Annotated in this window: 17 protein-coding genes; 5 read left to right on the top strand and 12 right to left on the bottom strand. The window is 69.7% G+C overall.

Going from position 1 to position 20,765, the window contains the following annotated elements; translation table 11 throughout:
• Window positions 1–7 precede the first annotated feature (7 nt).
• From HHL11_RS21055 to HHL11_RS21065, 3 genes are all read left to right on the top strand, one after another.
• Window positions 8–1,120 carry a 5-methyltetrahydropteroyltriglutamate--homocysteine S-methyltransferase gene (locus HHL11_RS21055; RefSeq protein WP_169420526.1) on the top strand — a complete coding sequence of 371 codons (1,113 nt, stop codon included), beginning with the start codon at window positions 8–10 and terminating at the stop codon, window positions 1,118–1,120.
• A gap of 73 nt (window positions 1,121–1,193) precedes the next feature.
• Window positions 1,194–2,240, top strand: a complete 1,047-nt coding sequence (locus tag HHL11_RS21060) for a response regulator transcription factor (protein ID WP_169420527.1) — start codon at window positions 1,194–1,196, stop codon at window positions 2,238–2,240.
• 45 nt (window positions 2,241–2,285) lie between these two features.
• Window positions 2,286–3,251, top strand: a complete 966-nt coding sequence (locus HHL11_RS21065; protein ID WP_169420528.1) for a virginiamycin B lyase family protein — start codon at window positions 2,286–2,288, stop codon at window positions 3,249–3,251.
• On the opposite strand, the gene HHL11_RS21070 is transcribed toward HHL11_RS21065, so the two are convergent.
• The 8 genes from HHL11_RS21070 to HHL11_RS21100 form a co-directional block, all read right to left on the bottom strand.
• Window positions 3,252–4,280 (bottom strand): hypothetical protein, encoded by a 1,029-nt coding sequence (locus tag HHL11_RS21070; protein ID WP_169420529.1) that lies wholly within the window; start codon window positions 4,278–4,280, stop codon window positions 3,252–3,254.
• Between the two features lie 9 nt (window positions 4,281–4,289).
• Complete coding sequence (locus tag HHL11_RS21075; RefSeq protein ID WP_169420530.1) at window positions 4,290–4,526, bottom strand: RNA recognition motif domain-containing protein; 237 nt, start codon at window positions 4,524–4,526, stop codon at window positions 4,290–4,292.
• Between the two features lie 19 nt (window positions 4,527–4,545).
• On the bottom strand, window positions 4,546–5,322 hold the full coding sequence (gene fabI, locus HHL11_RS21080) for an enoyl-ACP reductase FabI (RefSeq protein WP_169420531.1): 777 nt from the start codon (window positions 5,320–5,322) through the stop codon (window positions 4,546–4,548).
• On the bottom strand, window positions 5,319–5,825 hold the full coding sequence (locus HHL11_RS21085; protein WP_169420532.1) for a GNAT family N-acetyltransferase: 507 nt from the start codon (window positions 5,823–5,825) through the stop codon (window positions 5,319–5,321). Before HHL11_RS21085 ends, fabI begins: the two co-directional genes overlap by 4 nt.
• Window positions 5,826–5,835: 10 nt before the next feature.
• Window positions 5,836–7,017, bottom strand: a complete 1,182-nt coding sequence (locus HHL11_RS21090) for an acetate/propionate family kinase (RefSeq protein ID WP_169420533.1) — start codon at window positions 7,015–7,017, stop codon at window positions 5,836–5,838.
• Window positions 7,018–7,026: 9 nt separating this feature from the next.
• Window positions 7,027–7,971, bottom strand: coding sequence for a bifunctional enoyl-CoA hydratase/phosphate acetyltransferase (locus HHL11_RS34175; RefSeq protein WP_205964507.1), 945 nt, complete (start codon window positions 7,969–7,971; stop codon window positions 7,027–7,029).
• Entirely contained in the window at window positions 7,968–10,328 is a 2,361-nt protein-coding gene (locus HHL11_RS34180; protein ID WP_205964509.1) for a DUF3141 domain-containing protein, read from the bottom strand. The genes HHL11_RS34175 and HHL11_RS34180 overlap by 4 nt, the downstream gene beginning before the upstream one ends.
• 113 nt (window positions 10,329–10,441) lie before the next feature.
• On the bottom strand, window positions 10,442–11,347 hold the full coding sequence (locus tag HHL11_RS21100) for an SDR family oxidoreductase (RefSeq protein ID WP_169420535.1): 906 nt from the start codon (window positions 11,345–11,347) through the stop codon (window positions 10,442–10,444).
• A gap of 154 nt (window positions 11,348–11,501) precedes the next feature.
• Between HHL11_RS21100 and HHL11_RS21105 the strand changes: the two genes are divergently transcribed.
• Window positions 11,502–12,797: a hypothetical protein gene (locus HHL11_RS21105; RefSeq protein ID WP_169420536.1), complete on the top strand. Its 1,296-nt coding sequence runs from the start codon at window positions 11,502–11,504 to the stop codon at window positions 12,795–12,797.
• A 17-nt stretch (window positions 12,798–12,814) separates the two neighbouring features.
• Here HHL11_RS21105 and HHL11_RS21110 read toward each other — a convergent pair whose 3' ends face one another.
• From HHL11_RS21110 to HHL11_RS21125, 4 genes are all read right to left on the bottom strand, one after another.
• The gene (locus HHL11_RS21110; RefSeq protein WP_169420537.1) at window positions 12,815–14,443 is read right to left on the bottom strand and encodes a methyl-accepting chemotaxis protein; all 1,629 of its coding nucleotides are present in this window, start codon (window positions 14,441–14,443) and stop codon (window positions 12,815–12,817) included.
• A 101-nt stretch (window positions 14,444–14,544) separates the two neighbouring features.
• On the bottom strand, window positions 14,545–14,946 hold the full coding sequence (locus HHL11_RS21115) for a DUF1801 domain-containing protein (protein ID WP_169420538.1): 402 nt from the start codon (window positions 14,944–14,946) through the stop codon (window positions 14,545–14,547).
• A gap of 48 nt (window positions 14,947–14,994) precedes the next feature.
• Window positions 14,995–17,679 (bottom strand): glycosyltransferase, encoded by a 2,685-nt coding sequence (locus HHL11_RS21120; protein WP_169420539.1) that lies wholly within the window; start codon window positions 17,677–17,679, stop codon window positions 14,995–14,997.
• Window positions 17,676–19,070 (bottom strand): PilZ domain-containing protein, encoded by a 1,395-nt coding sequence (locus tag HHL11_RS21125; protein ID WP_169420540.1) that lies wholly within the window; start codon window positions 19,068–19,070, stop codon window positions 17,676–17,678. Before HHL11_RS21125 ends, HHL11_RS21120 begins: the two co-directional genes overlap by 4 nt.
• Window positions 19,071–19,259: 189 nt before the next feature.
• Here HHL11_RS21125 and HHL11_RS21130 point away from each other — a divergent pair, with 189 nt between their 5' ends.
• On the top strand, window positions 19,260–20,762 hold the full coding sequence (locus tag HHL11_RS21130; RefSeq protein WP_169420541.1) for a UDP-glucose dehydrogenase family protein: 1,503 nt from the start codon (window positions 19,260–19,262) through the stop codon (window positions 20,760–20,762).
• The last annotated feature ends 3 nt before the right edge of the window (window positions 20,763–20,765 follow it).

Raw genomic sequence — 20,765 nt, forward strand, 5'->3', positions numbered from 1 at the left:
TTCGCCCATGATGCAACTCCCTGCCCGCTACGACCACGTCGGCAGCTTCCTGCGTCCCCAATACCTGCTCGAAGCCCGCGCCCAGAAGGCGAAGGGCGAGATCACGCCCGAACAGCTGCGCGCCGTGGAAGACAAGGCGATCGCCGAGATCGTCAAGTTCCAGGAAAGCATCGGCCTCAAGGCGATCACCGACGGCGAGTTCCGCCGCACCTACTTCCACATCGACTTCCTCGAGCAGCTCGGTGGCGTGAAGACGGACATCCCGGTCACGATCCGCAAGCCGGACGGCACCGAGGAACTGGCCCCGCCGGTGATCCGCGTCATCGACAAGGTGCGCCACGCCAAGGACATCCAGAAGGCCGACTTCGACTACCTGAAGTCGCAGGTCTCCGCCGGCCACACGCCCAAGGTCACGATCCCGTCGCCGACAATGCTGCACTTCCGCGGCGGCCGCGCCGGCATCAGCAAGGAAGCCTACCCTGAGCTGGACCCCGCGTTCTACGACGACGTGGCCAAGGCCTACGGCGACGAGCTGCGCTCCCTGTACGAAGCGGGCTGCCGCTACGTGCAGATGGACGACACCAACCTCGCCTACCTGTGCGACGAGAAGATGCGCGAAGCCGCCCGCCAGCGCGGTGACGACCCCAACGAGCTGCCGCACCGCTACGCCAAGTTCATCAACAAGGTGGTGGCGCAGAAGCCGCAAGGCATGCTCCTGGGCATGCACCTGTGCCGCGGCAACTTCAAGAGCACGCACGCGGCGGCCGGCAACTACGAGCCGGTGGCCGAGGCGCTGCTGAAGGAAATGGACCTCGACGCCTTCTTCCTGGAATACGACGACGCCCGTTCCGGCGACTTCAAGCCGCTGCGCTTCCTGCCCAAGGGCAAGACCGTGGTGCTGGGCCTGGTGACCACCAAGTTCGGCCAGCTGGAAGACAAGGACGAACTGAAGCGCCGCATCGAAGCCGCCGCCCTGTACGCCCCGATGGAGCAGCTGGCGCTGTCGCCCCAGTGCGGCTTCTCCAGCACCGTCCACGGCAACAACATCGCCGTGGAAGACCAGCGCAAGAAGCTGCAACTGGTGGTGGACGTGGCCCGCGAGATGTGGAACGTGGACTGAAACCCGCACCCATTTCGTTTCCATAGGAAAAGCGCCGCCCCGCGGCGCTTTTTTCTTTGCGAGAATCGATCGAATGGCCAATGTGCTCATCATCGAAGACGACGACGCCCAGCGCTTCGTCGCCAGTTTTGCCCTGAAGAAGGCAGGGCATGCAGTGCGCGAGGCGCCGGACGGCCCCAAGGGCGTGGCGGCGGCCATGGCGGAACGGCCGGACGTGGTTGTCTGCGACGTGATGATGCCGGGCATGACCGGCTACGAGGTCGTCGCCCAGATGCGCAACGACCCGGGGTTGGCCAACGTGCCGGTGATCCTGCTCACTGCCATGTCCGACCGCAAGCACATGCGCCAGGGCATGACGGCCGGCGCCGACGACTACCTCACCAAGCCTTACCGCCCCGACGAGCTGGCCGAAGCCATCAATGCCGTGCTGGCCCGGCGCGAGGCGCAGCAGGCCGCCTTCATGAGCTCGGTGTCCAACGTCGTCGAGGACGCGCTGGAGCAGCAGAAGGAATCCCTGGGCCGCCAGTACGAGGACCAGCTGGTGCGCGAGATCAACGCGCGCTGGACCCGCGCCAATGCGGCGGGCGACGTCTCCTTCGACCAGGCCTACGTGCTGCTGGCGGACCTGCTGGGCCCGCCGACGCAGGGCGCGGCCGCCGAGCTTGCGGAACTCGTGAAGCAGGTGCAGCAGTCCGCGCGCGACACGCTTTACCTGTTCGGCGCCAAGCACGTCCTGCCTTACGGCACCCGGCTGATGGCGGTGTTCGCGGCCGACGAAGCCACCCTCACCACGCCGGCGGAAACGCGCATCATGCGCGCCGCCTCCGCGCTGCTGAAGCGCGCGCCCACCGGCCGGCCGGCCACCGTGGCCATCCACCGCGGCCCGGTGATGCTGGTGGCGGTGGACGACGGCCTGCACGGCGACCAGGGCCATACCATGGTGCCCGGCGAGACGATCCTGGGCGTGGACGCGGTGCACGACGTCGCCGCTGCCCAAGGCTGGCGGCTGGCCGCCACCGCCGACGTGGCGCGCAAGCTCGCGGACCATGCGGCGCTGGGACGGCACGCGCCGACCGCGCGCGGCGACGAAGCCGTGGAACTGCTGCCGGCCAAGGCTTGACGCGCGCGCGGCGGCGCGGCACAACGCGCGTGGGAGGATCCCACCGTGCCCACCCGTCGCACCACCCTGGCCGCCCTCGCGGCCGCCACGTTGCCGCCGCTGGCCAGCGCCCAGGCCGGCCTGCAATCCTGGAAGCTCGCCACCCGCAGCCAGACCGGCATCCATGATGTCGCTCCCGCGCCCGATGGCGGCGTCTGGTTCACCGCGCAGGCCAGCGGCCACCTGGGCTGGTTCGACCCGGCCAGCGGCCGCGCCGAGCTCGTCGCGCTGGGCAGCGGCTCGGCGCCGCACGGCGTCATTCAGGGGCCGGACCACGCGGCCTGGGTCACCGATGGCGGCCAGAACGCGATCGCCCGCGTCACCTGGCCGCAGCGCCAGGTGACGCTGTTCCGGCTGCCGGCGAACACCCCCTACGCCAACCTGAACACCTGCGCCTTCGACGCCGATGGCGACCTCTGGTTCACCGGCCAGGCCGGCTACGTCGGCAAGGTGGAAGTGAAGACCGGGCACGTCAGTGCAAAAGCGGCGCCGCGCGGGCGCGGGCCCTACGGCATCTGCGCCACGCCGACCGGCGACATTTGGCACTGCTCGCTCGCCAACTCCTTCATCGCGCGCATCGACCGCCGCACCGGCGACTCCACGCCCATTCCGCCGCCCGACCGCGATGGCGGCCCGCGCCGCATCTGGAGCGACAGCCGCGGGCGGCTGTGGGTCAGCGAGTGGAACAGCGGGAACCTGTCCATGCACGACCCGGCAGCTGGCAACTGGCGCAGCTGGAAGCTGCCCGGCGCGCGGCCGCAGGCCTACGCGGTGTACGTGGACGAGCGCGATCGGGCGTGGGTGAGCGACTGGGGTTCCAACACGATCTGGTCCTTCGACCCGGCCAGCGAGAAGTTCGAACCGCACAAGCTGCCACGCGAATCCGCCAACGTCCGCCAGATCCTGGGGCGCAAGGGCGAGGTGTGGCTGGGGGAGAGCGGGACGGAGTACATCTCCGTCATCCGCACCTGACTACAGGAAGCGCTCCGCCTGCGCCAGCAGGTTCCCCTTCGGCGGCATCTCCGAGCGCGGGCACTGCACGAAAGCGACGATCGCATCCACCTTGTCCCCCACCCGCAACTCCGCGAGCCGCAGCGTGTCGTGCCGGTCCTGCGAGTTCACGTCGACCTTCACGCTCATGCGGCTGACCGTCACGTCGCTCTGCGACAGGCTCACGTGCTGCGCCGGGTGCGAGAACACGTCGTCGATCAGCGCAATGTAGGAGTCCAGCGTGGCGACGCTGGACTTCGTCTCGATGAAGCCGCGCACCGCCTCGTCGCGCTGGCGCTCGGTGTCGCGGATCTGCGCATCGATCGTGCTCGGGTCGTCGACGATGCCCTGCATGCCGTCCTGCGCCAGCTTCAGCATCCGCAGCCGCGTGCCGAGATAGGCCTTGTGCCGCTCCAGCCCCAGCGCCTTCTCGTCCAGCGCCAGGATGCGCGCCAGCGTCACCTGGGCCAGCCGGTTCATGATGCGCCTGCCCACCTCAAGCCGCGCCTGCGCCAGCGTGGCCGACGGGCACACCAGCCGGTGGCCGGTGAAGTTGACCGTGACCTGCGCCACGTCTTCCCGCATCACGCCGTCCTCGAACTTCGGGCCCAGCACGGTCTTCTCGTGCATGTGCACGCCCAGCAGCGCATAGGCTTCCTCGCAAGCCGCGTTCGCCGGCGCCTCGAAGAAGGCGCGCAGCTCGCGGTTGCGGCCCAGGAAGTCGGGGATGTCGTCGGCGCGGCCATAGAGCGCGTGCAGCAGCGGGTCTTCGTTCCAGCGCGCGCGCGCCAGCAGCACCGGCTCCAGCGGCGCGCGCCCGAGCTCGCGCAGGAAGGCCATCGTGGTCGTCACGCAGTCGTGCAGCTTCTGGCGGTAGCGCGAATGCGCACGCACCTTGGGCTCCACGGTGTCCACGATCATGTCGGTGAGTTCGGCGACGAGGCGCTGCTGCGCCTCGTCCTTCGCTTCGGCCTTGCCGAACAGGCGTTCCAGGAGGCTGCCGTCGAACATGGCAGCCGCCTACCAGTCCATCGTCGGCACCCAGGCATTCAGCGGCTTGCCCTGGTAGAGCCGGCCGCGGATGCGGTTGGCCAGGTTCTCGGCGTGCGGGCGGGTGGTCTCCAGCTCGATGATCGCCGTCGGCGCGCCGCTCTCGTGCACCAGCTTGATGGCTTCCACCGGCGCGAAGGGCGACAGGGCCTCCTGGATGCTTTCCTCCGTCACGTCGTCTGGCAGGTTTCCGATCACGATGCGCATGGTGGGTCTCCTCCGGCTCTCAGGCCATGATGTGCACGCCGCCGTCGACGTACACCGTACCGCCGCTGATGCGGCGGGCATAAGGCGTGGCCAGGTACGCACAGGCGAACCCCACGTCCATGATGTCGACCAGCTCGCCGAGCGGAGCCCTCTGCATCGCCTCGTTCAGCAGCAGGTCGAAGTCCTTCAGCCCCGAGGCCGCGCGCGTCTTCAGCGGCCCGGGCGAAACCGGGTGCACGCGGATGCCCTGGGGCCCCAGCTCGTACGCGAGGTAGCGGCACGAGGCTTCCAGGGCCGCCTTTACCGGGCCCATCACGTTGTAGTTGGGCACCACCTTCTCGGCGCCGTGGTAGCTCATGGCCATCATCGTGCCGCCCTCCTTCATCAGCGGCGCGGCCAGGCGCGCCATGCGGATGAACGAGTGGCAGGAGACGTCGATGGCCTTGGCGAAGCCCTCGGCGCTGCAGGCCAGCAGCCCGCCCTGCAGGTCCTCCTTGGGCGCCCAGGCGACCGAGTGCACCAGGATGTCGAGCCGGCCCCACTGCTTGTCGACCTGGTCGAACACGGCTTCCAGCTGCCCGGGCTGCGACACGTCGCAGGGCAGGAAGATCGACGCCTCCAGCCGCTGCGCGATCGGCTCGACGTGCGGCTTCGCCTTCTCGTTCAGGTAGGTGATGGCCAGGTCCGCTTCCAGCTGCTTGAACGCGGCGGCGCAGCCGTAGGCGATGGAGTTCTCGTTGGCGATGCCGACGACCAGCGCCTTCATGCCCTTCAGGGGTGGAGTTGCAACTTTCATGTGAGGTCCAGGGTGACGTGCACCACGCCGGCTTCGTGGCGCGTCACGGTCTGCAGCCCCGACTTGCGGAACACCGCGAGCATGGGCGTGTTGTCGGGCAGCACTTCGGCAAACAGCTGCTGCAGGCCCTGCGCGCGGGCGATGCCCGCCAGGTGCTCCAGCAGGACGCGGCCGAGGCCGCGGCCCTGGCAGTCGTCGGCGACGGCGAAGGCCACCTCCGCCCGCCCCGGCTGCGTCGCGATGTAGCGGCAGCCGCCGGCGATGACGCCATCCAGTTCGGCCACCAGCGCGACCTGCTGTACGAAGTCGATGTCGAGGAAGAAGGACAGCTCGGTGTCGCTGAAGTAGCGCTTGGGCGCGAAGAAGCGCATCTGGATCGATTCGTCGTCCATGCGCCCCAGCGCCTGCTCCAGGCCGGCGCGGTCGTCCGGCCGCTGCGCCCGGACCAGGACGGCGCTGCCGTCGCGCAGCGTGGCCATGGCGGTGTAGTGGCGTGCGTCCATGCTCTTGGCCTCAGCCCGCCAGCAGCGCGCGCGTGTGGCGGGCGATCATCAGTTCCTCGTTGGTCGGCACCACGTAGGCGGCAACGCGGCTGCCCTCGGCGCTGATGCGGCGCGCGCCCTGCGCATTGGCGCCGGTGTCCAGCCGCAGGCCCAGCCACTCGGCGTCGCGGCAGACGCGCTCGCGGATCGGCGCCGCGTGCTCGCCGATGCCGGCGGTGAACACCAGCGCGTCCAGCCCGCCAAGCGCCGCCGCCAGCGAGCCGAGCTCGCGCCGGATGCGATAGCAGTACAGGTCGATGGCAACGGCGGCGCGCGGGTCGCTGCTGCCAAGCAGCGCGCGCATGTCGCTGGACACGCCGGACACGCCCAGCAGGCCCGACTCCTTGTAGACCATCTTCTCGATGGCGCGCACGTCCATCCCGCGCTGGTCCATCAGGTACAGGATCACGCCCGGGTCGACGCTGCCACAGCGCGTGCCCATGGGCAGGCCCTCGACCGCCGTGAAGCCCATGGTGCTGGCGACGCTGCGCCCGCCCTCCAGCGCGCACATGCTGGCGCCGTTGCCCAGGTGCATGACCACCGTGCGGCCGGCAGCGGCGCGCGCGTCGACCTGCGGCAAGGTGGAGGCGATGTACTCGTAGGACAGCCCGTGGAAGCCGTAGCGGCGCACGCCCTGGGTGTGCAGCGCATGGGGCAGCGCGAACATCTGCGCCACCTCGGGATTGCTGCGGTGGAAGGACGTGTCGAAGCAGGCCACCTGCGGCAGGTCCGGCAGCTTCCCCAGGATGGCGGCGATGGGCGCCAGGTTGTGCGGCTGGTGCAGCGGAGCGAGCGGAACGAACTTCTGCAGCGCCTGTACCAGCCCGGCGTCCACGCGCACCGGCTTCGTGTATTCCATGCCGCCATGCACGACGCGGTGGCCCACACCGGCCAGGTGGGCGCCCTGCAGGCTCTCGCGCAGGTGCGCCACCAGGTGGGCGACCGCGCCCGTGTGGCCCAGTTTCAACCCGTGGCCCCAGCGCTTGTTTTCCAGCACCCGGCCCGCCGCATCCTTGGCGATGAAGTGCGGGTCGGTGTACAGGCTTTCCACCTGCCCGCGCTGGGCCGGCTCCAGCTCTTCGCCGCGCACGATGAACAGCGAGAACTTGAGGCTGGAGGAGCCCGCGTTGAGGACGGCGATGGCGTCGGCCATGGCGTGCTCCTAGCCCAGCGCCTTGGCCGGCTGCGCGCGGCGCGCATGCGCCACCAGCGAGGCGACCGCGCACGAAGCCAGGCGCGTGGTGACCGAATCGGCGCGGCTGGTCAGGATGATCGGCACCTTGGCGCCCAGCACGATGCCGGCCGCGGCGGCGCCCGCCAGGAAGCTCAGGCTCTTGGCCAGCATGTTGCCCGCCTCGAGGTCCGGCACGATCAGCACGTTGGCGCGGCCCGCCACCGGCGAGGCGATCTTCTTGATCGCGGCGGCCTGCAGGTCGATGGCGTTGTCCAGCGCCAGCGGGCCATCGAGGATGCCGCCGGTGATCTGGCCGCGATCGGCCATCTTGCAGAGGGCGGCGGCTTCCACCGTCGATGGGATCTTCGGGTTGACCGTCTCCATCGCCGACAGGATCGCCACCCGCGCTTCGGGCACGCCCAGGGCCTGGGCCAGGTCGATCGCGTTCTGCACGATGTGGACCTTGTCCTCCAGCGAGGGCGCGATGTTGATCGCCGCGTCCGAGATGATGAGGGGCGTGGCGTGGTTCGGCACGTCCATCACGAAGCAGTGGCTGATGCGCCGGGCGGTGCGCAGGCCGCCCTCCCGCGACACCACTGCGCCCATCAATTCGTCGGTGTGCAGGCTGCCCTTCATCAGGCATTCGGCGCGGCCTTCGCGCACCAGCCGCACGGCCTCGTCCGCCGACGCATGGCTGTGGGGCGTGTCGACGATCTCCAGGCCGGCGAGGTTCAGGCCGAACTGCTCCGCCACGCCGAGGATGCGGTCGCGCGGGCCGACCAGCAGCGGCGCGATGAGGCCCAGCGCCGCCGCTTCGATGGCGCCGGTGAGCGAGGGTTCGTCGCAGGGGTGCGCCACCGCCGTCGACACCGGCAGCAGCGAGCGGGCGCGCGCGATCAGGCGGTCGTAGTTCTCGTGGCGGGCGGCGCTCATTGCATTCTCCTGGGAGCCGCGGTACGCGCGGGAGCGCGGCGGCGCGCGGGGGCCTTGGCCTTGGCGACGGCAGGCACGGTGGCCTTGGCGCCGACCAGCGTGCGGATGCGATCGAACATCGCCACCTGCTCCGGCAGCGGCTTCACGCCCTGCACGCGCTTGTCCTTCAGCAGCCGCTCCAGCAGGTTCAGGAAGCGGTCGCGGTCGGAGCGCTGCGGCAGCAGCGAAGGCAAGGTCGCGATGGCCTCGTCCGGCGCATAGCGCACGATCAGCTCCTGCTCGCCGCGGATGCGCCGCGCCTCGTCGCGCGGCATGGCGGGCAGCAGGTCCTGGTAGTCGCCCATCAGCTCCTGCTTCAGCTCCAGCCGTGACAGCGGCAGCGGCTCGCCCTTGCGCGCCAGCAGGTAGGCGGCGCGCGCGGTCGCCTCCGCGTAGCCACCTTGGGCGATCGAGGCGAGCGCGTCCTTCACCACCGGCAGCTCGCGCGGGTCCTGCATCGGCTGCGCGGCCTGCGCCTCCTGCTTGTCCGCCAGCAGCACCGAGAACAGGTTGCCGTAGACCTGGAAGAAGCTCGCCTCGCTGATCGCGTCCCGGATGGCGCGCTGGTAGTCCAGCGCCGCGCTGGTGATCTCCGCCATCGCCTTTTCCGAGCGGCGCAGCGGATGGTCCGCGCCCATCGCGCGGCGCTGGCTGCGCACGCCTTCGGCGGCTGCGGGCAGCCACCACAGGAAAGGATTCAGGTCGGAGATGGACCAGCGCTGGAAGCGTAGCGGATGGAAGTCGCGCTGCAGCTTGCCGCCCCAGTCCGTGGCCATCGCCTGCACCGTGGGCTGCGCGAACAGTTCGTAGGCGCGCTGGTTGAACTCGGACACCGCGTTCACCGCCTCGAAGGCCTTCTCGTCGCCGCGCCGGAAGCGGTTCAACTGCGGCACCAGTTCTTCCAGCTGCCGCTCGACGAAGCTCACCTCGTAGGCCGGCTGGCCATCGGCCCCGCGCTTCGTCGCGATCTTCATGCCGTACAGGCCGGGCGCCAGCGCCTCGATGGACTCCATCACCTCGACGATCTGCGCGTGCTCCTTCTTCGCCACCTTGCCGGACACGAAGATGCCCAGGTGGCCGATGTCTTCATGCAGCAGGCCGACGATCACCTGCCCGTGGGCCTTGATCTCTTCGGTGCTGCCGTAGACGTCCGCGACCCAGTTGAAGGCCTGCTGCGGCGGCGTGATGTTGTCGCCCATGGACGCGAACAGGATGATGGGCACCTTCAGCGCCCGCAGGTCGAACACGCCGCCCTGCCCCGTCTGCACCGCGCCCTTCCAGAGCCTGTTGCCGACGAAGAGGTTCTGCGTGATCCACTCGATCTCCTCGCGGTTCATCAGGTAGAAGCCGCCCCACCAGCGCTCGAAGTCCAGGAAGCGCGGCGGCTCGGTGTCCGCGTTGGCGTACACGTGGTAGTACTTGTCCCAGAAGGTGTTGGCCGGGTTCAGGTTCTCGAAGTTCTGCACCAGCCAGGCGCCGTCGAACTTGCCGTCCGCCAGGTCCGAGGTGAAGGACGAGAGCCACGTCCCTCCCAGCAGCCCGCCGGCGTAGCGCATCGGGTTGTCGCCCTCGCCTTCGGCCCAGGCGCCGCCCCAATAGGACATGGGCGCGCCGTTGATCACGATCGGGCCGGTGTCGTCCGGGCTGGACGCCACCAGCATCATGGCGGCCCAGCCGCCCTGGCAGTTGCCGACGATGGCCGGCTTGGGCGCGCCCGGGTGCAGCGCGCGCACCTTGCGCACGAACTCCTGCTCCGCCGCGCACACGTCCAGCAGCGTCTGGCCCTCTTCCGGCTCGGGGAAGAAGATGACGAAGTAGACCGGGTGGCCCTCGCGCAGCGCGGCCCCCACCTGCGAGTCGTCCTTGAAGCCGCCGATGCCGGGGCCGTGGCCGGCGCGCGGGTCGATGATCACGTAGGGCCGCAGCCTGTCATCGACCTGCAGGCCGTCGGGCGGCACGATGCGCACCAGCGCGTAGTTGACCTTGCGCGGCAGCGTGCGGCCGTCCAGCACCATCTCGTAGTCGAAGTGCAGCACCGGCGGCAGCCCGGCGCGAGAGCGCTCGATGAAGCCGTTGCCGCGCTGGCGCAGCGTGTCCCAGAAGAGGACGGAGCGCTGGGCCGAATCGATGGCGTACTGCCCGGTGGCGCTGAACAACTCCCAGGGATTCGGCGGCGCGACGGTGCCCTGGTCCTGGCTGGCCTGGCGCACCCTCTCGCTGAAATGCTCCTGCGCCACCTTGGCGCGTTTCTGGAACAGCAGCGCCGACTTGGTCGCGAGTTCGGCGCTGGCGGACAATTTTCTTGTCGGGTCGGACATGGGGACGGCCTGGGTAAAAACCGCCTCATGTTCCAGCCCCTGACCCCGGCGGCCCAATCGGACGAAAGTCCAATGGCGCCTTTATGCTGCAGTGCGCAAATTCAGGCGGCAGCCTATCCCCGCTGCGCCCGGTCCTTGGCGTTCTGCGCCTCGATGCGCTCGCGCGCCTCGCGCCAGTCCTGCTCGCTCCAGCTGCGCAGCTCGTAGAAGTTGCCCCCCGTCGCCAGCGCGTTGCCGCCGTCCATCATGATGCTCTGGCCCGTCAGCCAGTCGCACTGGGCGGGCGCCATCAGGAAGGCGGCCAGGTTCTGCAGCTCGCCCATGCGGCCGGGCCGCGCCATCGGGTTGCGCTCGCGGCTTCGGGCGCCGGGTTCCTCGCCCGGGTTGAGGCGCTTGCTCATGCCTTCGGTCGGGATCTCGCCGGGGCCTACCGCATTCAGCCGCACGCCGTAAGGCGCCCATTCGACGGCCAGCGACTTGGTCATGACGTCGATGCCGGCCTTGCTCATGGCCGAGGGCACCACGAAGGGGCTGCCGTTGTCGACCCAGGTCGTGATGATGCTCATCACGCTGCGCCAGGGCTGGTCGCGCGTCCAGTGGCCGGCGCGCGCCTGCGCCACCCAGCGCTTTCCGAGGGCCTGCGTCACGTAAAAGGTGCCGTGGAAGACGATGTTGGCGACGGCGTCGAAGCCGCGCGGCGACAGGCTCTCGGTCGGCGCGATGAAGTTGCCGGCCGCATTGTTGACGAGGCCCGACAGGCCACCGTCCTCGAACAGCTCCGCCACCATTTCCTCCACCGCCGCCGCGACGCGGATGTCGACGCCGAAGGTGTCGATGCGGCGGTCCGGAAAGCGCGCGCGCCAGGCGTCGGCGGTCTCGTCGCACACGGCCTTGCGGCGGCCGCAGATGGCGACGTCGGCGCCGAGCTCCAGGAAGCGCTCGGCCATGGACTGGCCGAGGCCGGTGCCCCCGCCGGTGACCAGGATGCGCTGGCCTTGCATGAGATTGTTCGCGAACATGGTTTTCCTCTCGTGAATCACGGCTGGACGGCCCCGCTGGCCGCGCGCCTCGCATAGAATTTTTCGAGGAGCCGAGGACCGCGGCGGGCAGCGCCCGCCGCCCCTCGGCTTTTGCTTTCCGGCCCGGAATTTACTCCACGAAAGGACGTCTTCGATGCAGGGATTGCCGCTTGGCGCCGGCGCGCTCACGCTGGCTGCGGCCGCTGCCTTCTGCTTGCCCGCGGCGCACGCGCAGGGCGTGCGCCTGCGCCTGGCGGGAAGCCTGTGCAACAGCATGACCAGCCAGGTGCTCACCACCCAGCAGGTGCCGCCGCTGTCCACGACGGCGAGCCCGGCGAACTCGGTCAATGGCGCGATGGCGCAGCGGCTGGAGCAGCAGCGCGATGGCTATTTCGCCAAGCTCGACAACGCGGTTCCGTTCAATGGCCTCTACGTCACTGGCCTGGCGGACCAGACCGACAACTACGGCGGGCGCTACAGCGCCGGCCTCGAGTGGGAGCTGTTCAACGAAGGCCGCAGCGACGCGCGCCGCACGCTGGAGCGCCTGAAGCTGGAAAGCAAGACGCAGTACGTGCAGCTGCTGCGTGACATGGAGGAGCGCCAGTTGCAGGAGAACCTGCTGGCCGTGGAGCAGATGCGCAACAAGCTGCTGGCCACCATGTATGCGCGCGAGAGCACCGCGATCCGGCCGGTGCTGGAGCGGCGCAAGGCCGAACTCGCCGCCGGCCGCGCCACCCGCGCCGACGTCGCCGACATCGAGTTCAAGGCCGAACGCGCCCAGCTGCGCAGCCAGCACTACGGCGGCCTGCGCGACGTGCTGGTCTACCCGGCCTCGCAGGAGCTGATCAACCACATCGAGGACGTGCAGCTGAAACCGGTGGACGAACTGGTGCAGCGCGCGGCGGAACGCTCCCCGGACATCCAGCTGCAGGCGCTGGTGGCCGGCCGCGGCAGCTTCCTGCCCTCGTACAAGGACAACACCTCGGTGCGCTTCTACGTGGAGCGGAGCAAGGACCTGGACCGCGGCCCCTACAACGTGGCCGGCGTACGGGTGCGCATCCCGATCGGCAACGACCAGGTGCGCGACGCCGCGGCCGAAGCGACCGAGGGCATCGCGCGCGACCAGCAGGAGTCGATCCGCGCCGCGCTGGCGCAGAAGATCGAGCTGCTGGCCGAGCGGCTGCGCCTGAAGCAGAACGACATGCGGCTGCTGCAGGCCGAGAACAAGCTGGTGCGGCAGAAGACGGAGCTGGCCTGCTACCGGCTGGACCACCCGGTCACGGCGCTGCCGGACGCCGACCGCGACGTCGAGGAACTCACCTTGCGGCTGCACGAGATGCAGCGCGAGATCCTGAGCGCGCGGCTGGACGTGCTGGAGGTGCTGACGCAGCTGAGTGCGGTGGTCAAGCCGAAGGAGCCGGCGGAGTTGTATTCGCTGCAGGCGAACTAGAACGGCGGCTCGCCGCCTCAGGCAGGCGCCGTGGCGCGGCGCAAACCGGCGCGTGTCGGCGCGGCCGGGCGTTGCCGCGCAGCGGGAGCCCCATGGGCTGCGCCCGCGAACACGCCGACCGCCAGCACCAGGTCGCCGGTCTGCAGGGCCAGTTGCGCCACCGCGCCCGCGACGTCCTGCACCATCTGGGCGTTCTGTTGCGTGGCCTGGTCCATCTGCACGACCGCGTCCCCGACCTGGGCCACGCCGGTGCTCTGCTCGGCGCAGGCCGCGCTGATCTCCTCCATCAGCCGGCTGACGCGGCGCACGCTCTCCACCACGTCCGCCGTCGTCCCGGCCGCGCCCTGCACCCGGTGCGCGCCCTGCTCCACCTGCTGGAGGCTGTGCGCGATGATGGACTTGATCTGCTTCGCGGCTTCCGCGCTGCGCCGCGCCAGCGCCCGCACTTCCGCCGAGACGACGGCGAAGCCCCGGCCCTGCTCGCCGGCGCGCGCGGCCTCCACCGCCGCATTGAGCGCGAGGATGTTGGTCTGGAAGGCGATGTCGTCGATCAGGCCGATGATGTTCGCGATCTGCCCGGCGCTGTCGCGGATGCCCTGCATGGTGTCGGCGACGGCGCCGACCGCCGCTCCGCCCTGCAGGGTGGTCTCGCTGGCCGAGCGCACCAGGTCCATCGCCCGCTGCGCGCGCTCGGCATTCTGCTTGACCGCCGCTGCCAGTTCCTCCATGGAGGCGGCCGATTCTTCCAGCGCGCTCGCCTGATGTTCGGTGCGCGCCGCCAGTTCCTGGCTGGCGCGGTGCAGGCCGGTGCCGCTGGCGTCGACCGCGTGCGAGCGCTTCACGACGTCCTTGACCAGCGAGCGCAGGTTCAGGTTGGCCTGCGTGGTCGCACGCGCCAGCATGCCGATCTCGTCGATCCGGTTCAGGTGCAGTTCGGCGCAAGCCTGGCCACGGGCGGACAGTTCGGCTTGCGCCAGGATGCGCTGCAGCGGCCGGGCGACCTGCGCCTCCAGCATCCAGCAATTGAGGAAAGCGCCCAGCAAGGCGAGCGCGCCGGCCTGCGCCACGGTGGCTGAAGGCAAACCGCCAGCGAGCATCGCGGCGACGGCCAGCGCCAGCCCGCCCAATGCGGCCAGCCGGATGCGCCATCGCAGCGGCATCACCTGGAGCCAGGACGTCCATGCCAGCAGGCCGGTGCGCACGGCCACGCCCTTGCGCAGGGCGGTGCCGCGCGCAGTCCCATTGCGCAGCCGCGCGTAGAGGGCTTCCGCCGCTTCGACCTCCTGCCGCGTCGGCGTCACCCGGACCGAGGTGTAGCCGGTGATGTGCCCGTCGCGCGTGATGGGCGTCGCGTTGGCGCGCACCCAGTAGTGGTCGCCGTTCTTGCGGCGGTTCTTGATCATGCCGGTCCACGACTCGTTGCCGCGGATGGTCGCCCACAGGTCGGCGAAGGCCTCGCGCGGCATGTCCGGATGGCGCACCAGGTTGTGGAATTCGCCGGTGAGCTCCTCCCGCTCGAAGCCGCTGGCCTGGATGAAGTCGGGGTTCACGTAGACGATGCGGCTCTCCGTGTCCGTGATGGACATGATGATCGCGTCGTCGGCAAGCCGGTGTTCTTGCTGGGTGACGGGCTGGTTGTTTCGCATCGGCGCAGGTCTCCTCTTCGGTCGGCACGAAGAATACTTTCCTCTACCATACGAATCCTTTGATCTGCGTCAAAGCGGACTGTCGACCTCACGCGGAGGCCCTAGCTTCCGGCGTGCACCCGGGCCTGCATGTCGCGGCAAGCCAACGAGATCAGGTGCATCAGCGCCTCGGAATCGACCTCGCGTCCGGGCCCGAGCTTCACGTGGCGCATGAACTTCCCGGTGCCCTCCAGCAGGCTCGCGGGATCGGGCAGCTGTGCACCGAGGAAGAAGCCCACGTCCACGTGGGCTTTGTAGACAGCGACGTAAGCAAATGCGGCGTCGGCGACACAGGCGGTGGCCTGGCCGTCGTGCATCAGCTCCCGGATGTCGTCGCCGCAGGCGCGCAGCGTTTCGAACCAGTGGCGTGCGATGGCGCCCAATTCGCCAGGCCGCTCGTGCAGCCAGGCGGAGACGGCAGGGTCCTGTTTGACAGCGGTGGCGAAGCGGAACAGCCGATCCATGACAAACCGATCATGGGCCCGTGAGCGGTGCGCAGCAAGCTGCGCACCCTAAGACGGCGCATGACCGGCCGGCTGGCCGTCCACGGTGTTTCCGGGACCGTCCGGCGGCGCCCAATGCGCGTCGGGCGGCGTCAAGTAGACCGGGCCCCAATGGTGCTCGGGCGGGATGGAGAAGCGCATGCCCTCCACCTCGTTGTGATGCGCATAGCCGCCGTGGAAGTTGACGTCGACGTTGCTGGACACGTTGCGGATGCGGTTGAACGCGGAGCTCCATTGCAGCGCGATGTGGCGGATGTTGCGCACCGTGCCACCTTCCACGAGTCCGCGGTAGCTGCGCGCGATGCGCAGGTAGCCGCTGCCCTGGTCGCCCTTGTTCCAGGCGCCATCGAGCAGGATGTCGCGCACGCGGAAGCCGTAGCTCTGCTCGATCAACAGCGGATGCCGGCCGGCGTCGATGACGCCCACGCGCTCGATGTCGGCATCCTGCGTCCACAGCAGCGAGATGGCGTCGACCGCGAAGTCCGGCAGCACGTTCTCGTACACGTGTGACACGCTGGCGATGGCGCGACCATCGGCCAGCTGCTGGATGCTGAAGTCCGCCAGCTGCACGCCGCGCACCGGCAAGGCGCGCGCAACTTCGGTTGTACTGGCGTCGAAGGACACTCCCGAAGGTTCGGAAAGATGCACGCCCGCGGCATCCACGCTCTCCACGCGCAGCAGCGCCTGCCGCAGGTAGGGATACTTGCGATTCCAGCGCTGGCTGCCGATGGAGTGCAGGAAGGCGTCGTCGTTCGGCTCGCGCAGCCACAGCAGGTCCCCGGGCTGCACCTGCAGCCGGCCCGTGACCCGCACGAGCTTCTCGTCCGGCCCCAGCGCCTGCGCCAGGCGCGCCGTGCGCTTGCCTTCTTCGCCCAGGACCTGGATCACGGCCGGCGCCGGCGCCTGCAGGTGCGACACGATGCGGGTCCGCTCGCGCCCCGCGCCGACGATGCTGACGCCGTCGCGCCGGATCACCAGCGGCTGCTTGAAATCCAGCACGCCGGCCGGCAGCCGGATCGCCACCGGCCCCGGCGGCTGGCGGTCCAGCCAGGCCTGCAGCGGCGCCGCGTCGTCCTGGCCATCGTCGGCCCGCACCCCGGGCGGCACCGTGCCCGCGGGCTGCGGCGCGGTCGCGGCGTTGGCGGGCGTCACCAGCCATGCCGTGGACGAAGGGGCCAGCCAGCCCGCAGCCGGCAGCCGCAGCGCGCTGTGCGTCAGCAGGATCACCAGGCCGAAGGCCACATAGGCCGTGAGCATCGTCGCCGTCGGCGCGAGCCGCCGCAGCAGGCCGCCCTTGGCCGCCACCGCCTGCCGGCCCCTGCCCTTGCTCCAGCTCTGGTCCGAGAGGTGGTGCCAGGCGCGGATCTTGACGATGGCGCCGATCCAGTGCGTGTAGAGCATCAGCGGGATCGTGCGCCAGGTCACGCCGTGGCCGTTGGCCGCGATCACCGCCACCTGCACGGTGCGCACGAGCGCCGCCCAGGCGATGTACAGCGGCAGGAAGATCGGCGACTTGGTGAGGGCCATGACGGTCGCGCCGGTGATGCCGACCAGCGAGGTCCACATCGAGATGCGCTGGTCCAGCAGCACCAGCCAGATGAACCAGCCGGTGCGCCACGGCCCCAGGGCCAGCGCCCGCGGGTTGTTGCGCATGGTGTTGCCGAACCAGCGATACGGCAGCTCCACGCTGGCGCGCAGGAAGCTCGTTTCGCGGCTTTCCAGCGAGACCACGCGGACATCCGGCAGGTACAGCATCTTCCAACCGCTTTGCAGCACGTGGAACCACGAGCTCTTGTCGTCGCCCATCAGGAAGCGGAAGCGGCCGTGCAGCCAGTGGTCGATGGTGTCGTGCTCGATGCGCTGCAGGAAGTCTTCCTGCACCACGATGCCGGTGCGGAAGGCCGAGAAGCGGCCGGTCAAGGTGAGCACCTTGTGCGACAGGCTGTGCGACTGGAACAGCACGTGGCGCTGGCCGAACTTGAGCGCGAACCAGTCGCGGTACCAGGCATCGCGGCCCGGGATGAAGGCCGTCTCGTCGGTGGTCAGCGCGCCGAGGTCGCGGAAGGCGGCGAAGAAGGGCAGCACGCGCGCCAAGGTGTCGGGCGCGAGCCAGGTGTCGCCGTCCATCAGGATGGTCACGCTGTCCGGCTCATCGTCGTGGCGGCGCGCCACGGCGCGCAGCGCATGGCCCATCGCGATGCGCTTGCCCTGGCTCTGTCGCTGGAACACCAGTTCCACCTTGTCGCGCGCGGGGTGGGCGTTGACCGCGGCGGCGATGACCGCTTCGTCCTCGTCGCTGCCCACGGCCGCCACGATGGTCGCCTTGCACGGCAGCGCGGCGATGTTGGCCATCAGCGCCTGCGTCGCCTCGGTGCTGACCCAGGCTTCCTCCAGGTAGGAAGGCACGACGATGAAGATGCGCTCCGACGTGCGCCCGCTGTCGGCCACGCGCTCCGCCGCCGCGCGCAGGCGCGGATAGTGGATCAGCGCATACCAGGCCGCGCGCAGGTAGTGCACCACCTGCCAGCCATAGCGCCAGAAGGCCAGCACGCCGAAGGCAAGCAGCACCTTGACGTGCAAGGGGTGCAGGCCTGCGCGCGCCCAATAGAGGAAAGCGTAGCTGGAAGTGCCGTACAGCAGGATCGGCAATACCGCGGAGCGCAGCGCCTGCAGGCGGGCGGAGCGCGCGGTCATGACCAGGGCAGCGAGGGGTTCCGGATCCAGACGTTCACGCGCGCATTGGCCGGCAGCCGCACCTGGCGGTCGTCGAAGTCGACCTTCACCAGGGTCTGGTCGAGCCCGCCCTCCTGCGTGACGGCGGCCGCCGCCGAAGCCGCGGCCAGGCCGATGGCGGAGATCCGCGCCGGATACTGCCTGTTCTCGAAGGGCACCGCCACCGTGGCCGGCATGCCGGGCCGCAGCTTCACCGCGTCCTCGTTGGGCAGGCGCAGCAGCACGCTGGGCGTGACGTCGGCCTCCAGCAGCACCACCGGGTCGCGCGCGGCCACGAACTCGCCGTTCACGTGCTCCACGGTGAACACCTTGCCCTTCATCGGGGCGCGCACGATGCTGTCTTCGTCCTGGCGCGCCAGCAGTTCCTTCTTGGCCGCCAGCTCCAGCTGCAATCGGCTCAGGTTGTCGGAGGCGTTGATGCTCTGGCTGTGCGTGGCGCTGTCGGCCACCTGCCGCAGGTAGTCGTTGCGCATGGCTTGCGCCTGGTCGTTCACCACCAGCATGTCGCGCTGCGTGATGACGCCGGCTTCGTACAGCTTGCGCGCGTTCGCCAGTTCGCCCTGGCGGTCGGCCCAGTTGCGCCGCAGCGAATCCAGCAGGCCGGCATCGGCGCCGCGGCGCTCGCGTGCGAGGCGCGCCTGCTCGGCGACCAGCAGCGCGATGTGCTGCTCCAGCGCCCGCACCTCGGTGCGCAGCTGCGGGTTGTCGACCGTGAACAGCGCCGTGCCCGGCTCCACGCGCGAACCAGGCTGTACGAGCAGTCGTACAAGCTGGCCGTCGTGGTTGGCGGTGACGCGCGCAATGCTGCCGCTCGCGAAACCGGTGCCCTGCAACTGGTATGTCAAGTTGTACCAGACGATGCCCACCGCCGCGCCCACCACCGCCAGGCCCAGCAACACTGCGCCGGCCATGCGCGCGCGATTCGGGCGCGGCAGGCCTTCGCCGCCTTGCAGCAGCAGCGGCGCGTGCACCGGCGTGCCCGTGCCCGGCAGCGCGACCACCGCGACGATGTCGTCGACCTCGCCCAGCTTGCCGTCCAGCGACAGCTCGATGTAGTGGCGCAGGATGCGCCGGTTGCGCGGCGACAGCTCGTGGAACTCGAAGCCGTGCACGCTGCCGTGGCGGCTGCGGTAGGCCAGCTGCACCGGGATCAGCAAGGTCGAGTCGCGCATCGGGAAGCTCAGCCTGGCATCGACGACCTCGCCGGGCTGCGGGACGGGCTCCAGGTCGGTGAGGCCCACGCCGGTGGTGGACCAGTCGTGCGCCGCATGCGTGCGGCCGGCGATCTCGACGTGCAGCGGGATCGCGACCCGCATCGCCTTGCGTGGCAGGTTCGCTTCGCGCGAAATCATGGCAGTGCTCCCTCTGGATTCGAGAGCGCATGGTCACAAGTGCAACAAATGCGGCGCCACCGGAATTGACTCGACCAGTCGTAGGAGCCTGCCTACTCCGCAAACAGATGCGCAAGAGCCGACGCGCGCCCGGCCCGCGGCCTAGCCTGTGCGTTCGCCGCAGACGCATGCGGAGGGAGTACTGCAGCAATGAACGTCACCATCATCGGGACCGGCTACGTGGGCCTGGTCACCGGCGCCTGCCTCGCCGAACTGGGGAACAACGTGTTCTGCCTCGACGTCGACCAGGCCAAGATCCACCTGCTGAACGCGGGCGGCATGCCGATCCACGAGCCGGGGCTGGAGGAGATCATCGCGCGCAACGTGGAGGAAGGACGCCTCGTGTTCTCCTCCGACCCCGCCGCGGCCACCGCCTTCGCCGATGTGCAGTTCATCGCCGTCGGCACGCCGCCCGACGAGGACGGGGCCGCGGACCTGCAGTACGTGCTGGCCGCCGCGCGCAGCATCGGCCGCCACATGCAGGGCTTCAAGGCCGTCGTCGACAAGTCCACGGTGCCCGTGGGGACGGCGGAAAAGGTGGCGGCCGCGATCCGCGAGGAGCTGGCCGCACGCGGCGCCGACATCGAATTCGCGGTGGCGAGCAACCCCGAGTTCCTGAAGGAAGGGGCGGCAGTGGAGGACTTCATGCGGCCGGACCGCATCGTGCTGGGCGTGGACGAGACGCCCGCCGGCGAGCGCGCGCTCGCTTTGCTGCGCGAGCTGTACCGCCCGTTCAACCGCAACCACGAGCGCACGCGCGTGATGGACGTGCGCAGCGCGGAGTTCACCAAGTACGCTGCCAACGCGATGCTGGCCACCCGCATCAGCTTCATGAACGAACTGGCCAACCTGGCCGACCGCGTCGGCGCCGACATCGAGCTGGTGCGCCAGGGCATAGGCTCCGACCCGCGCATCGGCTACAGCTTCCTCTATGCCGGCACCGGTTATGGCGGCAGCTGCTTCCCCAAGGACGTCGACGCGCTGTGCCGCACCGCCAGCGAGAACGGCCATGGGCTGCAGATCCTGGATGCAGTGCAGCGCGTGAACCAGGCGCAGAAGAAGGTGCTGCTGGAGAAGGTCTGGGCGCAGTTCGGCCGCCGGCTCGCGGGCCGCTCCTTCGCCGTGTGGGGGCTCGCCTTCAAGCCCGGCACCGACGACATGCGCGAGGCGCCCAGCCGCTCCATCATCGAGGCGCTGCTGCGCGCCGGCGCCACGGTGCGCGCGCACGACCCGGTGGCGCAGGAGCAGGCAGCGCGCGCGCTGGCCGGCGACCTGGCCGACCATCCCGAGCTGCTGCGCAACCTGACCTTCGTGCCCAAGCCGCTGGATGCCGCGCAAGGCGCGGATGCACTGATCGTGCTGACCGAGTGGAAGAGCTACAAGAGCCCGAACCTGCGGGCGCTGCGGGAGGCCTTGCGTTCACCGCTGGTGCTGGATGGGCGGAACATCTATGACCTGCACGCGATGGCGGCGGCGGGGCTGACGTACCTGGGGATCGGGCGGAACAACCTGGCGTTGTTGAAGGAGCAGATGCAGGTCGCGCCGATCACGGTGGCGAACGAGGTCACCAGGGAGGAGCCGATCGAGGTGCTGGTGGAGCTCGCGGCGCAGGCGGCCGCGGAGACGAAGGCGCTCGGCGAGGAAGCATCCTGACGA

Origin of the sequence: Ramlibacter agri (assembly GCF_012927085.1) — a bacterium.
Taxonomy (GTDB): domain Bacteria; phylum Pseudomonadota; class Gammaproteobacteria; order Burkholderiales; family Burkholderiaceae_C; genus Ramlibacter; species Ramlibacter agri.